The organism is Janthinobacterium sp. GW822-FHT07H11 (assembly GCF_058798615.1).
The window spans coordinates 3,957,715-3,971,429 of record NZ_CM179507.1; the positions used below are offsets into that span (position 1 = coordinate 3,957,715).

Below are 13,715 nucleotides of genomic sequence, written 5' to 3' on the forward strand. Positions count from 1 at the left end.
GCTGCCCCTCTTTTTTATTGCGCCACCCCGTAGCGGAATTGCTGCGCCACCGTGGCGACCCGCTGGCCAAGGCAGAATGCCGTGGCGCGGTCGCTTTCCGGCGGCGCGTGCTCGGCGCTCTGGTCGACATTCGACTGCGCCATCGCGCCGAGGAAGCTGCCCAACCGGTTCAGCTCATCGACGCTGCCCTGCGTCGAGTTGTTGCCCGCGCGGAGCCCGAGGCTGACCCACAGCATGCTGTGCTGGGCGGCGAAAATGGCCAGTTGCACCAGAGTGTTGAGCTTGTCTCCACTCTGGCTGGCCGAGTTGGTGAAGCCGGCGGCAAGCTTGTCGCGCCACTGGCCGCGCGCCAGCCGACTCTCCTCCATGAAGGCCTTGAAGCCGGCAGACACGCTGCCCATGTAGGTCGGCGAGCCGAACACCAGGGCGTCGAAGCGCTGCAACTCCTCCATGCGCAGGATCGCCGCAGCGGCGTCGAACAGCTCGCCGTTCGCGCCGACCGCCTCGACTCCGCGCAACACCGCCTGTGCCAGGGTGGCCGTGTGTCCCTCGCCGCTGTGGAAAATCACAGCGACGCGGACGCCACCGCAGTCCGGCGCGGCCATCTCAGTAACGCCCAGTCAGCAAACTGCCAGCGTCCGGCACCCGGGTTTCCAGGCCAAGCATGGTGAGCATTTTCCAGGTCGTGCACACCGCCGCCGACACCACCGGGATGCCGGCCTGCGCCTCGACCGCCGGCACGGCGGCCAGCGATGGCATCTGCACGCAGGCCGAGATCACCAGCGCGTCGATGCCCTGCAGAGATACGTTCTTGTAGATGTCCAGCAACGCCAGCGGGTCGCGCGCGCCCACTTCGAGGTTGTCGGGGATCTCCAGCGCACAGTAGTCGTGCACGTGGATGTCCTCGCTCTCGATGTAGTCGACCACCAGCTTGGTGAGCGGCTTCATGTAGGGGCAGATGATCGAGACGCGCTTGGCGCCCATCGCGTGCAAACCCTCGATCAGCGCGCCGGCACTGCTCACCACAGGGGCGGCGCCACCGTTTTGTACCGTGCGCGCGTGCAGACGCTGCTCCGACTGGCGATGGTAGCCGGTGCCCATGCTCATGATGGCGACCAGGCAGGCGTAGCCCATCACGTCGACGCGGGCGTCGGAGAGCTCGTCGGCGCAGCGGTCGGAGTCGCGGTCCATCGCCTCCAGTTCCTCCTTGGTGACCTTTTTCATGCGCATGCGGCTGGAATGGAAGCTGAAGCGCTCGGGCAGGATCAGTTCCCGCGCCCGCAGCATCGCCGGGATCTCGGTTTCCATCGTGGTGTTCGAACTGGGCACGATCTGGCCGACACGGAAGCGCTTGGCGGTCTGCTGGTTCATATTGGTTGTCATTTCACACCGCCACGACAGGGTTGCGCAGCTCGCCGATCGACTCGACGCCCAGTTCCACCACGTCGCCGGGCCACAGCCACTCCTGCGGGTTGCGACCTGCGCCCACGCCCGACGGCGTGCCGGTGGCGATGATATCGCCCGGCTCCAATGTGATGGCCGAGCTGATGTCCGCGATCAGGGTCGGAATGTTAAAGAGCAGGTGGCGGGTGTTCGACTGCTGCTTGATCTGGCCGTTGACTTTCAGCCACAGGTCGAGGTTGTGCGGATCGGCCACTTCGTCGGCGGTGACGATGCACGGCCCCATCGGCGCGAACGTGTCCTGGCCCTTGGAGAAAATCCATTGACCGGCGCGGCGGCAGTCGCGCGCGCTGATGTCGTTGATGACGGTGTACCCGAACACGGCATCCATGGCTTTTTCCTGGCTGATGCGGCGGCAGGTGGCGCCGATGACCACAGCCAGCTCGACTTCCCAGTCCAGCTGCTGGGTGATGTTGGCGTTGTGCTCGATGGCGTCGCCCGGGCCGATCACACTGGTCGGCGGCTTGGAGAACACCACCGGCTGTTTAGGCAGATCGGTCGACGTGTCGAGCGTGCGGGCCGACTCGGCGACGTGCTCGACGTAGTTCAGGCCGATGCCGAAGATGTTCTTGCGCGGACGAGGAATCGGCGCCAGCAGACGCACATTGGACGCCGGCGTGGCCACGCCTACCGGCCAGCTGTCGGCGAACTTACCCAGCAGCTCGCGGGTGAATTCGAGCGAGGCCGGCGCGGCGTCGATGAAGTCGAGCATATTGTCGGGGAGCGCGACGCCGGCGGCGGCGCCCAGGCGCTCGATGTCGATGACAAGGCCATCGACCAGTGCGCCAAGGCGGGTCTGCAACTTGCGGTTCTGGAAGGTAATTAGTTTCATGTTGTTCTCTTTTCTTTTGATTGAACTACTGTTGCGCTGTCACACGCTGGTGGCCGCCGTTGTCGTCCCATGCCTCTTCGCGATACAGGCCGAGGGCGCGCATGACGGGAAAATCATTGAAGGAAAACAGGCAGGCGTCCTCGCTGGAGGAGCCGTTGGCGTGCTCGTGCACTTGCCACGAGGGCACGCAGAAGATGTCCTTCTCCTGCCAGTCGAGGCGTTTGCCGCCGACGATGGAATAGCCGCTGCCCTTGGCGACCTGGTACATCACGCTGCCGGTGTGGCGGTGCGCCCTGGTGTGCTCGCCCGGGCGCAGCAACTGCATGCTGGCGCCCATCGTCGGCATGACCGGCCCGCCCGTCACCGGGTTGACGAACTGCTGGATAATGCCGTCGTAGGGCGAGCCGTCACTGACCCTGGCGTAGTTCTGCAGCGCCTCGTAGGTGGCGTCCCACTGGTACTTGAACAGCGGCGAATACGGCTTGTCCCACTTGAAATTGACCGGCATCAGCCCGGGTCCGCCGAAGGTCAGCGTCGAATCGTCCACTGGGAAGGTGGGCTTTTGCATCAGGTCGGGATGCACCGCGTAGAAATTGGCCTCCAGGGCGTTGACCAGCGGGATGTCGAGGCCGTCCTGCCAAACGCACCACTCGCCTGACTCCTCCACCCCGTGCTGGTGCCAGGTGCCGTTCGGCGTGAGCACGAAGTCGCGCGCGTTGAGCGTCATCTTGTGGCCGTCGACCACCGTGTATGCGCCCGAGCCTTCCATAATGAAGCGCAGCGCCGAAGCCGAATGGCAGTGTGCGCTCGCCTCCTCGCCGGGTCGCATTACCTGCAGGCCGGAGTAGAGCCAGCCGACGCTGGCGCTGACGTCGCGCCGCCCCGGATTGGTCAGCATCACGACGCGCCGGCCGGCCTGCTCAGGCGTCACCAGCTCGACCGAGCGCAACACCAGTTCGCGCAGGTCGCGGTAGCGCCACAGCGTGGCTTGCGACGACGATTTCGGGAACCATGGCTCAATCTTGTTGGCCACGGTCCACAGCGCCCCGGCCTCGTGCTGCGCCAGCTGGCGGTAATATTCCTGCAGTTCAGGGGTGTCCTCGACGTTGGCCCGGCCGATCATGTTTTCACGCATGACGTTCTCCTTGTTGCAGGTCGGCGGCGGCGTCCGCTTCATCGGCATGCGCGCGGCCGGCCTCGCCGCCGGCAGGCGCGGCGCCATACAGGGTGATAGGGCGTTGCGGCGCAGTGTTGACCTTCAGCTCGAAAATGTCGAAGCGGTTGTAGTGGCCAACGATGTCGTGCATCTGCTTGAGCTGGATGCAGCGTCCCAGGTCGATTTCGCCGTAGACGATGCCTTCCTCGTCGAGCAACGGCTCGCCGACGACGCGGCCGTCGGGGCCGATGATGGCCGAGAACGCGCTGTTCTTGCGTTCGAGCAAAGTACGCACGCCCGGCTTTTCGCGCTCCATCGCGCAGATGATTTCCTCAGACACGGTCGAGCAGGAGACCACGGTAAACACCTTGCCCTCGAAGCTGTGCGCCATCGCCCGCACCTTGATGGCCTCGGCCATGTCGTAGTCGGGCGGCGCCACCGGCAGCGATATATAGTTGGCCACGTGGACCAGCTCGCCCTGCGCCAGCAGCGCGTAGCGCGCCAGCGTATTGGTGTTCTCGCCGCACGCCAGCGCGCCCAGCGGGCCGATGTCGGTCTGGTGCACCTTCAGGCCGCTGGCGTCGCCCGGCGCCCAGGTCAGTTTTTCCGCCCAGGTCGGCACCAGCTTGCGGTGACGACCCAGCAGGCGCCCGTCGGCGCCGATCGTCAGTACGGTGTTGTAGATGGTCCCCAGGCTATGCCCGGCCCGCTCGTTGACGCCGATGACGACATTGATGTTGGCCTTGCGCGCGGCACTGCACAGGGCGTCGACTTCCGGCCCGGGCACCAGTATGGCGCTGCGGTAGAGTCGTTCGAACCAGGCGCTGCCCTCGAGCGGCGTCATGATCCAGCTCCAGTAGGGATAGCCGGCGATGAAGACTTCAGGGAAAGCCACCAGGCGCGCGCCGCCGGCAGCTGCCTCGTGGATCAGCGAGACCGCCTTGTCGACGGTCGCCGCCGTGTCCAGGAAGACCGGCGCGGCCTGCACCGCCGCAGCGGTAAACTTCGGTAATTCAAGCATGGTATTTCCTCCAAAAAGTTTTTAGTGCGCCGCCACCGCGGCGTCGGACCAGTTCCAGCCCTGCAACAAGGTGGCGAGCTGCACGCCCTCCTCGTCCTTCAGGGCCGCCTCGCGCAGTTGCCGCATGCGGCTGACGCCGTCGTCGTTGGCCAGCAGTTTCGGCAACAGCCCCTCGATCAGTTTGAAATTGCGCATGCCGCGCGCGTGGGTATCGCCGTAACCTTTCACCAGGCGTTGACATTCGGCGATTTCCAGCGCCATCTCGTAGTGCGACCCCGCGTGCTGCTGGATATGCGCGAGCCAGTTGCACATTTCCGCATGTTCACGCTGGTAGCGCAGCGACTTCGGCCGCGTGCCGCGCAGCGCCGCCACGCCGTACAGCAGCAGGAAGCCGCGTAACGAGGTAGTGCGCACCACGCGCCCCTTCCTGGTGGCGCGCTCCAGAGCGTTGCGCAGGGGGCCGGGACGCATCAGCAATGTGCCCAACCAGACCGGCAAGGTGTCGGCGATCTCGTCGAGGCGCGGATGGAAGTATTCATTGATGTGCAAGACCTGGTCGGCCTTGGCCTTGACTTCCTTGTTGACGCGCTGGAAGCGGGTGGCGCGGATTTTCAGGTCCGCCACGCGCACCGTGTCCTCGTACGACATCCACAGTGCCAGGTAGCGCGCCGTCTCGACCAGCAGCGGCGCCTTGCTGTCGCCGCGGCGCTTGTCGATGTCACGCAGCGGCGCCAGCCGTTTCAGGTACAGCTCGGCGTAGGCCAGGCTTTGGTAGTCGGCCAGGCGCCGCACTGCGGCCTTCAGGACAGTGCCGGCCACCGCCGGGAACTCGGTGGCGATGCGCTCGTCCATCGCCTTGAGCAGGCCCTGGGTGCGCTCCACAACGGCCGGACGCGCTGCCGGAGTCTGCGGGGCCGGGCCATTTTGCGCCAGGTCGAAGCCGGCGCCGAAGGCTTTCAGGCTGCTGTCGACGCCGACGCCGGCGCGACGGATCGCGGCTTCGAACTGCTCGCGGCTGAAGGGCAAGGCGCCGGTGCCGGCCAGCGCACCGAACAGGGCCGCGCTGATGACGCTGCCGTTGCGCTCGGCCAGCACGGCGAAATCGCCGTAGACGAAACGCTTGGCCGCCTTCTGCGCCGCCTCGATGAAGGGCACGGGGTCGACGCGGCCGTCGCCCATCGCGCTCTTCTCGGTCATCGAATAGACCCGGTTGGTGGAGGCGACCAGGGTGGTCTGGCCGGGGCTGACCAGGCCGCGCTGCACGGCGCGCCCCATCTCCATCAGCTCGGAGGCGACCACGATGTCGACGTCGCCCGGCACCGGCATCAGCGACAACACCGGCGCCAGCGCGTGGCCGTTAGCCGACGCCGCCTGAGGCAGGAATTCGACGTAGTAGATAGTGGTGCCTGTGCGCTGGGCCACGCCGGGCACCGAGGTGCTCTGCGCCGGATAGCCTTGCTGCTCGGCGAGGTCGACGATCCAATCGGCCAGCACGCCGCCACCCTCGCCGCCCATGGCGAGGATGGCGATGCAGATGGGGCGCACCTGCGGCGCCGGCTTGGCGATCTCCCCTGCGTAGCGGGCTTCTGTGAATGTGCTCTCGCTTGGTACGGTTTTATGCATGGCTCAACTCCCGGGTGGCAAGTCGCCGTTGCAGGAAGCCGATCACGGCCGTGGCGACGCGCTTGCTCAGCTTGTCGAGGCGGGTCGGGTTGCTGATGATCTGGGCGCGATAGAAGGACGGGCAAAGAACGGCCGCGTGCGCCACTTCGCCACACACGCCGCAGCCGACGCAGCTATCGAGCACGGTGGCGACCGGGTCGCGCCGCAGCGGATCGGGGTTGTCCTTGACCGACAGCGAGGGGCAGCCGGACAGACGGATGCAGGAGTGGTCGCCGGTGCAGGTGTCGGAATCGACACCGAAGCGCTCGCGCACGACGCGCTTGCCCTCGCCAGCGAGCTTGCGCATCAGCGGCTTGACGCGCCGCTGTTTGTTGAGCATGCACTCGGACTGGGCAATGATCACCTTCGGACCGCTGACCTTGGTGGTCAGCGCCTCGCGCAGCGTGTCGCGCATGTTGGCGATGCCATAGGTGTTGGTAATGGTGCGGACCCACTCGACGCCGACGCCGCGCACCGCCTTCTCGATCGGCAAATTGGTGATGCGGTGATCATTCTCGGCCTTCGACGACAGGATGTCCTGGCCACCGGTGGCGGCCGAATACCCGTTATCGATAATAACGAGCACGTTGTCGCTCTTGTTGAACACCGCGTTGCCAACGCCGCTGGTCAGGCCATTGTGCCAGAAGCCGCCATCGCCCATGATACTGATGGTGCGACGCGAGGTTTCAGTGGTGTTGAATGCCGAGGCGCCGGCCCAGCCCAGGCCATAGCCCATAGTGGTGGCGCCGAGGTTGAACGGCGGCAGGATCGAAAACAAGTGGCAGCCGATGTCGCAGCTGATATGGTGCGAACCGATTTCGCGCTGCACCAGCTTCATCGCGGTGAAGATCGGCCGCTCCGGGCAACCGGTACAGAACGACGGCGGCCGCGCATGCACGTCCATGACGGGGTCCAGCACTTCCATGGTGACCGGCGCCGCTACTTTCAGTGGCATTGGCGCAGGCGCTGGAACGCGTGCGGGCACCTGGGGCGGCGCGGCCGATGCCATCTCGGCGGCGCTGGCCATGCGCACAGGAATCGTCACCGGGCGCGGCGCCAGCGCGGCGCGCACACCTTCCGGCAGGCGCTCGCGCACCGCCAGTTCAGGCCGGTAGCGGTCGAAGAACTTGACGAGAGCCTTCAGCACCACCGTCGTCGTGTAATCGCCGACGCGCGGCAGGAAGTCCTTGCCGTGCACGCGTGTCTGCATGTCGACGCGGCGCAGGCTGGTGTTGACCTCCTGCTCGATGAACTCTGGCTGCCCCTCCTCGATCATCAGCACCGCCGCCTTGCCCTGGCAGAAGCCGCGCAATTCCTCGTCGATCAGCGGGTAGGCGACGTTCATGACATATAGCGGCACCGCGGTATTGCCTTCCACATCGGCCAGGCCGATCAGTTGCAGTGCGCGGATGACCGTGTTGTACATGCCGCCCTGGATCACCAGGCCGTCGGCGCCTTCGGGATCGCCGAAGAATTCGTTGAGCTTCTCGCGGCGAATAAACTCCACCGCCGCCGGCCAGCGCTTGTTGATCTTTTCGTCTTCGTGGACGAAACTGGCAGGTGGCAGGACGATGCGGCTGATGTCGCGCGACGGGTTGTTCATCGCGTCGCTCAGCGTGAACGCGGGGCGCACGTTGTCGCGGGCGATGAAATGGCCATGCATGTGGCAGGCGCGGATACGCATCTGCAGCATCACCGGGGTGTTGCTCGCCTCCGATAATTCGAAGCTTTTTTCGACAGCACGGACGATCGACGGCAGGTTCGGTCGCGGATCGAGCAGCCACATCTGCGACTTCATGGCAAAAGCGTGCGACCGCTCCTGCATGATGCTGGAACCTTCGCCATAGTCTTCGCCGACGATGATCAGGGCGCCGCCGGTGACGCCGCCCGACGACAAGTTCGACAACGGGTCCGAGGCGACGTTGGTGCCGGCCGTGGCCTTGAAGGTGATGGCGCCGCGCAGGGGGTAATTCACCGACGCGGCCAGCGTCGCCGCTGCCGTTGCCTCGCTGGCGCTGCTCTCGAAGTGCACACCCAGCTCTTCCATGATGTCGCTGGCGTCCGCCAGCACATCCATCAAATGCGAGATCGGCGAGCCTTGATAGCCGGCCACATACGACACACCAGATTGCAGCAAGGCCTTGGTGACGGCCAGGATGCCTTCTCCGGCAAAGACTTCGCCCTCCTTGGCGCGCAGTTTCTGCACTTCTTTCTTAAATGATCTTTCTGCCACGAATATCTCCCGCTGAATAAACCTGATCCCCTCCGTCTCCGCCTTTCTTGAAGGGCGGTTAAACGGGCTTGAATACACCTTGTGACCGAGTGTATTGGCGGGTTAGAATATCAGTCAAATAAATAAATAAACTATGGAGAATAGGTGGCATGGATATCCTTGAAGCCGACCTGAACTTGCTTCGCGTGTTCCACGCGATCGCCGAAGAGCAAAGCCTGACCCAGGCGGGCAACCGTCTGGGCCTGTCGCAACCAGGCGTCAGTTACGCGCTGGGACGGCTGCGGGCGATGTTCAACGATCCCCTGTTCGTACGGTCGGGCAACACCATGCAACCGACTTCGGCGGCGCTGGCGCTGCGCGAGCCTATCCGGCGCGCCATGTCGGCCATCCAGGACGCGCTGCGCCACGGTGAGGACTTCGATCCGGCCACCAGCACCCGCACCTTCCACCTGACGATGTCGGACATCGGCGAGATGGTGTTTCTGCCGCCACTGTGCGAACGGCTGCTCGAGGTCGCGCCGCATGTGCGCCTGGAAGTCAGCCAGTTGCCGCTTGGGCAGATCGAGGAAGCGTTGCGCAGCGGTCGGGTGGACCTTGCGGTCGGCAACCTGCCGACGCTCAAACCGGCGACGCAGTGGCATGCAGTGTTTCACGAAGCGTACGTTTGCATCACCCGCAAGCGGGCCGGCGACACCCGACGCAAGCTGACGGTCGGGGAATACACGGCCATGGCGCATGTGTTCGTGGCCTCGGCCGACAACAGCCACCGGCTGATCGAGGATTTTTTGCGCGAACACAACATCCACCGCAACATCGTCCTGCAGATACCGCATTTCAGCGTGGTGCCGCAACTACTCCAGCGTACCGACTGGGCGGTGACCTTGCCGCGCCGGGCTGCGCAGAACCTCAACAACGGACGCCACTTCTCGATCTTCGAACTCCCCGTGGCGATACCGGAGGTCGAGGTGACCGTGCACTGGCATGCAGACTTCGAAGAGAGCCAGGCAAATCGCTGGCTGCGCGAGCTGCTGATCGCAACCCTGTCCACCTGATCCCGGTGATGCAATATTCATGCGCTTTGGGATAGGACCCGCCGATATCGGATAGCGCATCGCGCGTATGCACCCCATAATGACTTTGAAGGAGTAGTCAATCATGAACAAGGCAGGCAGCAGTCAGGTGGCAACCGATCGGTCCGGCGCGACCCCGTTCAGGGAACTCGACGACGAAGAATGGCGGCTGGTCGCAGCATTGCACCATGCCAGCGACGGCGGCGCGCCTCAGCGCGGCCGGCCTCGCGCGGCGCCGCGCGCCATGGTCAACGCCGCGCTGTGGATATTGTGGAGCGGCGCCGGCTGGCTGACGCTGCCGCCGCACTATCCGTCGCCGAGCACCAGCCGGCGCCACTTCGAGCGCTGGCTGGCCGACGGCACCTGGCATGCGATGACGCAGCGCCTGGCGGCACGCGGGCGCGTGATGGAGTGCGCCAAGGCTGTCGCCGCACACGAGCAGACCAGCGCCATGACGCCGGTGCGCGCCACCTTCTGCAGCGCCTTGATGCGTTGAACTCGCTCTGAGGCGGCGCCCTAGCCCGGCGAGGTCGGCCGAGCCAGCGTAAAGCGTTCATGCGTGGTGCAATAGCTATCGCCTCCGAGCTTGCCGACCACGTCCAGGCGCGCCGAATCGACGTGGCCGCGCTCGTCCAGCATCGTCTCGTCGACACTGACGTGCACCACGTCGAGCAGCACCAACTGCCCCGCCATCGGCTGCTCCCCGAACCGCACGATGTCGCGCAGCCGGCATTCGAAGCGCACGGCGGCATCGCGCAGCGATGGCGCCGCCACGCAGTGGCTGTCGATCATGGCAAGGCCGGCCAGTGCGAATTCGTCGCAGTCGGGTGGAATCTCGGCGCTACTCAGGTTCATCGCCTCGGCCATCGCCTGCGCCACCGTGTGCACCACGCAGCCGCCGCCGTGCAACAAGTTGACCAGGGTATCCTTGTCGCGCAGGTCGCGCCGGTTGACATGGCTAAAAGCCAGCACCGGCGGCGCGATGCTGGCGACCGTAAAAAATGAAAACGGCGCCAGGTTGGGCACCCCCCGGGCGTCGCAGGTGCTGATCCAGGCGATCGGCCGCGGCAGCACACTGCCGCTGGCCAGGCGGTAGAAGTCCTGCGGCCGCACGGCCGCGATCGGGCTGTCCATCGGCCGACTTACTCTGCCGCTGCCGCCTGGGGTCCGCGGAAACGCAGCAGCGCCGCGCGCAGATCCTCCGGCAGCGCCATCGCCCCCCCCTGGTGCACTGACGTCGCGACCAGGACGCTGTGCAATTCAAAGCGGAGTTGGTCGCCGTCGACGCCGCGCACCATCAGGCCGATCGAAGAATTGCCAACCCGCTCCACTGACAACTGCCACTCGATCTCGCTGCCAAAGACGCCGGGCGACAGGAAGGAGCACTCCAGCTTGACGGTAGGCAGCCCGAACTTGCGCGTCGTGATGAACTCGGCGTAGTTGATCTCGAGGGCCTCGTCGAACCAGTCCTCGACCAAATCGTTCAACTGCACCAGGTAACGTGGAAAGAACACCATGCCAGCCGGATCGCAGTGTGAAAAGCGCACCTTGCGTGTCTGGCGGAACAGATTTGGCTGGGCGGTAAAAGGCATGTTCATGATTCGACCTTGGCAATAAATGATGGGGTTGCGGCATCGCCGGGAGCGTGCGCGGCGCGGCCGGAACACGGTAGTCGGACAGCATAAATCGGGCTGGGCGGCAACGTCAAATCGGCCATAAACATAGTGCAAATCGACCCTCCTTATTTCTGCGTCGCAGGACTATTTTTTTCTTGTGGCACAAATTTTTATCCAATATATTTGAAGCTTAAAGTATTTAAATATCCGGACACGAGGTAGAAAAATGAAGATTCTTTGCATAGGTGGCGGACCTGCCGGCCTGTATTTCAGCCTGTTGATGAAGCTGCGCAATCCAGCCCACGAGATCACTGTGGTCGAACGAAACCGCCCCTACGATACCTTCGGCTGGGGCGTCGTCTTCTCCGATGCGACCATGGACAATCTGCGCCAGGCCGATCCGGTCAGCGCTGAGACCATCTACGCCGCCTTCAACCGCTGGGACGACATCGACGTGCATTTCAAGGGCCGCACCATCACTTCCGGCGGCCACGGTTTCATCGGCATTGGACGCAAGCGCCTGCTCAACATCCTGCAGTCGCGCTGTGAGGCGCTGGGCGTGAACCTGGTATTCGAAACCGACGTCAGCGATGACCAGGCCCTGGCGCTGGAATACGACGCCGACCTGGTGATCGCCTCGGACGGTTTGAACAGCCGGGTGCGCACCCGCTATGCTGCCACCTTCCAGCCAGACATCGACCTGCGTCGCTGCCGCTTCGTCTGGCTCGGCACACGCAAGCTGTTCGACGCCTTTACCTTCGCTTTTGCCGAGACCGAACATGGCTGGTTCCAGGCACATGCCTACCGCTTCGACGCCGACACCTCAACCTTCATCGTCGAGGCGCCGGAGGAAGTCTGGCGTGCCGCCGGCATCGAAGACATGTCGCAGGCGGAAGGTGTCGCCTATTGCGAGCGCCTGTTCGCCCCGTGGCTGGACGGCCATCCCCTGATCAGCAACGCCACCCACTTGCGCGGCTCAGCCAACTGGATCCGCTTCCCGCGCGTGATCTGCCAGAGCTGGGTACACTGGAACGAATTGGCCGCTCCTGCAGGAGCGCGCAAGGTACCGGTGATCCTGATGGGCGATGCCGCCCACACCGCACACTTCTCGATCGGCTCCGGTACCAAGCTGGCGTTGGAGGATGCCATCGAGCTGAGCCGCTGCCTGGATGCCTATAACCAGCCACAAGCGGACGCTACCGCGCCCCCGATCGAAGAAATGCAGGCGGCGCTGAAGCGCTACGACGCCCTGCGCAGCGTCGAGGTGTTGAAGATACAAAACGCCGCACGCAACTCGACCGAGTGGTTCGAAAACGTGTCCCGCTACGCCGCGTTGGAGCCGGAACAGTTTGCCTATTCGATGCTGACACGCTCGCAGCGCATCTCGCACGAAAACCTGCGCGTACGCGACCGCGACTACGTCGCCGGTCTGGAAAACTGGCTGGCGGAGCGCAGCGGCATGGCGCCACAAGCAGCACCGGTGCCGCCAATGTTTACGCCATACACGCTGCGCGGCACCACCTTGCAGAACCGCGTGGTAGTGTCGCCGATGCTGACCTACTCCTGCAGCAAGGGCGTGCCGGGCGACTTCCACCTGGTACACCTGGGTGCCCGCGCGCTGGGCGGTGCCGGCATGGTGATGGTGGAAATGACTTCAGTGTCGCCGGAAGGCATGACGACGCCGGCCTGCCCGGGCCTGTGGAACGACGCGCAGCAACTGGCCTTCGCCCGCATCGTCGATTTCGCCCACGCCAATTCGTCCGCCAAAATGGGCTTGCAACTGGGGCACGGCGGTCCACACGGCTCGACCGAGCCCGGCGACAGCAGTGGCCGGCCGCTCGGCGACGGCAACTGGCCGCTGCTGGCCGCCTCGGCGCTTCCCTATCACGCCGGCGTCTCGGCGCTGCCGAAGCCGATGGACCACAGCGACATGGCGCGCGTCTGCCAGGACTTCGCCGCCGCCGCCGAACGCGCCAACGCCGCCGGCTTCGACTGGCTCGAGCTGCAATGCGGCCATGGCAATCTGCTGTCGAGCTTTATTTCACCGCTGACGAACGAGCGCGACGACGAATACGGTGGCAGTCTGGAAAACCGCCTGCGTTTCCCGTTGCAGGTGTTCGCCGCCGTGCGCCACGCCTGGCCCCAGGACAAGCCGATTTCGGTGCGCATTTCTGCGCACGACTGGGTCGAGGGCGGCATCACGCCCGACGACGCGGTGGCCATCGCGCGCTGCTTCAAGGAGGCCGGTGTCGACCTGATCGATTGTTCCTCGGGCGAGGTCAGCGAAAACCAGAAACCGGTGTACGGGCGCATGTACCAGACGCCGTTCGCCGACCGCATCCGCAACGAGGCGGGCGTACCGACCATCGCCGTCGGCGCCATCTTCGAGCCGGATCACGTCAACAGCACCATTGCATCAGGCCGTGCGGACCTGTGCGCCATCGGCCGGCCACACCTGGCCGACGCGGCCTGGACGCTGCGGGCAGCAGCTTCGCTAGGCTACCGCAAGCAGGCTTGGCCGGCGGCATATGAGGTGGCGCGGCAACAGTTCGAGAGCAACCTCAAGCGGGCCAGCACCTTGCCAGCCTAAGCTGCTTCATCCATCCAGGTGCCCCGGACCTTCCCTCCCGCAGCGGTCGGTCCGGGTGCCACAATCGGAGTTCC

At 64.8% G+C, this 13,715-nt stretch carries 12 protein-coding genes; 3 read left to right on the top strand and 9 right to left on the bottom strand.

Going from position 1 to position 13,715, the window contains the following annotated elements:
• Window positions 1–14: 14 nt before the first annotated feature.
• The 7 genes from AC3RCJ_RS17460 to AC3RCJ_RS17490 are packed head-to-tail and all read right to left on the bottom strand — an operon-like array spanning window position 15 to window position 8,365.
• Window positions 15–605 carry a flavodoxin family protein gene (locus AC3RCJ_RS17460; RefSeq protein WP_492958432.1) on the bottom strand — a complete coding sequence of 197 codons (591 nt, stop codon included), beginning with the start codon at window positions 603–605 and terminating at the stop codon, window positions 15–17.
• A 1-nt stretch (window position 606) separates the two neighbouring features.
• A complete protein-coding gene (locus AC3RCJ_RS17465) occupies window positions 607–1,371 on the bottom strand; it encodes a maleate cis-trans isomerase family protein (protein WP_492958430.1) in 765 nt (254 codons plus the stop codon).
• A 13-nt stretch (window positions 1,372–1,384) separates the two neighbouring features.
• A complete protein-coding gene (locus AC3RCJ_RS17470; protein WP_492958428.1) occupies window positions 1,385–2,293 on the bottom strand; it encodes a fumarylacetoacetate hydrolase family protein in 909 nt (302 codons plus the stop codon).
• A gap of 25 nt (window positions 2,294–2,318) precedes the next feature.
• On the bottom strand, window positions 2,319–3,428 hold the full coding sequence (locus AC3RCJ_RS17475; RefSeq protein WP_492958426.1) for a cupin domain-containing protein: 1,110 nt from the start codon (window positions 3,426–3,428) through the stop codon (window positions 2,319–2,321).
• On the bottom strand, window positions 3,421–4,470 hold the full coding sequence (locus tag AC3RCJ_RS17480) for a carbon-nitrogen hydrolase family protein (protein WP_492958424.1): 1,050 nt from the start codon (window positions 4,468–4,470) through the stop codon (window positions 3,421–3,423). The genes AC3RCJ_RS17475 and AC3RCJ_RS17480 overlap by 8 nt, the downstream gene beginning before the upstream one ends.
• 21 nt (window positions 4,471–4,491) lie before the next feature.
• Window positions 4,492–6,093: an indolepyruvate oxidoreductase subunit beta family protein gene (locus AC3RCJ_RS17485; protein WP_492958422.1), complete on the bottom strand. Its 1,602-nt coding sequence runs from the start codon at window positions 6,091–6,093 to the stop codon at window positions 4,492–4,494.
• Complete coding sequence (locus AC3RCJ_RS17490) at window positions 6,086–8,365, bottom strand: thiamine pyrophosphate-dependent enzyme (RefSeq protein ID WP_492958420.1); 2,280 nt, start codon at window positions 8,363–8,365, stop codon at window positions 6,086–6,088. Before AC3RCJ_RS17490 ends, AC3RCJ_RS17485 begins: the two co-directional genes overlap by 8 nt.
• A 149-nt stretch (window positions 8,366–8,514) precedes the next feature.
• Here AC3RCJ_RS17490 and AC3RCJ_RS17495 point away from each other — a divergent pair, with 149 nt between their 5' ends.
• Window positions 8,515–9,417 (top strand): LysR family transcriptional regulator, encoded by a 903-nt coding sequence (locus tag AC3RCJ_RS17495; protein WP_492958418.1) that lies wholly within the window; start codon window positions 8,515–8,517, stop codon window positions 9,415–9,417.
• A gap of 127 nt (window positions 9,418–9,544) precedes the next feature.
• The gene (locus AC3RCJ_RS17500; protein WP_492958416.1) at window positions 9,545–9,931 is read left to right on the top strand and encodes a transposase; all 387 of its coding nucleotides are present in this window, start codon (window positions 9,545–9,547) and stop codon (window positions 9,929–9,931) included.
• A 20-nt stretch (window positions 9,932–9,951) separates the two neighbouring features.
• Here the strand turns inward: AC3RCJ_RS17500 and AC3RCJ_RS17505 are convergent, their stop codons facing one another.
• Window positions 9,952–10,569 carry a flavin reductase family protein gene (locus AC3RCJ_RS17505; RefSeq protein ID WP_492958414.1) on the bottom strand — a complete coding sequence of 206 codons (618 nt, stop codon included), beginning with the start codon at window positions 10,567–10,569 and terminating at the stop codon, window positions 9,952–9,954.
• Window positions 10,570–10,577: 8 nt separating this feature from the next.
• Window positions 10,578–11,033, bottom strand: coding sequence for an acyl-CoA thioesterase (locus AC3RCJ_RS17510; RefSeq protein WP_492958412.1), 456 nt, complete (start codon window positions 11,031–11,033; stop codon window positions 10,578–10,580).
• Between the two features lie 244 nt (window positions 11,034–11,277).
• On the opposite strand from AC3RCJ_RS17510, the gene AC3RCJ_RS17515 reads away from it, so the two are divergent.
• The gene (locus AC3RCJ_RS17515) at window positions 11,278–13,641 is read left to right on the top strand and encodes a bifunctional salicylyl-CoA 5-hydroxylase/oxidoreductase (protein ID WP_492958410.1); all 2,364 of its coding nucleotides are present in this window, start codon (window positions 11,278–11,280) and stop codon (window positions 13,639–13,641) included.
• The last annotated feature ends 74 nt before the right edge of the window (window positions 13,642–13,715 follow it).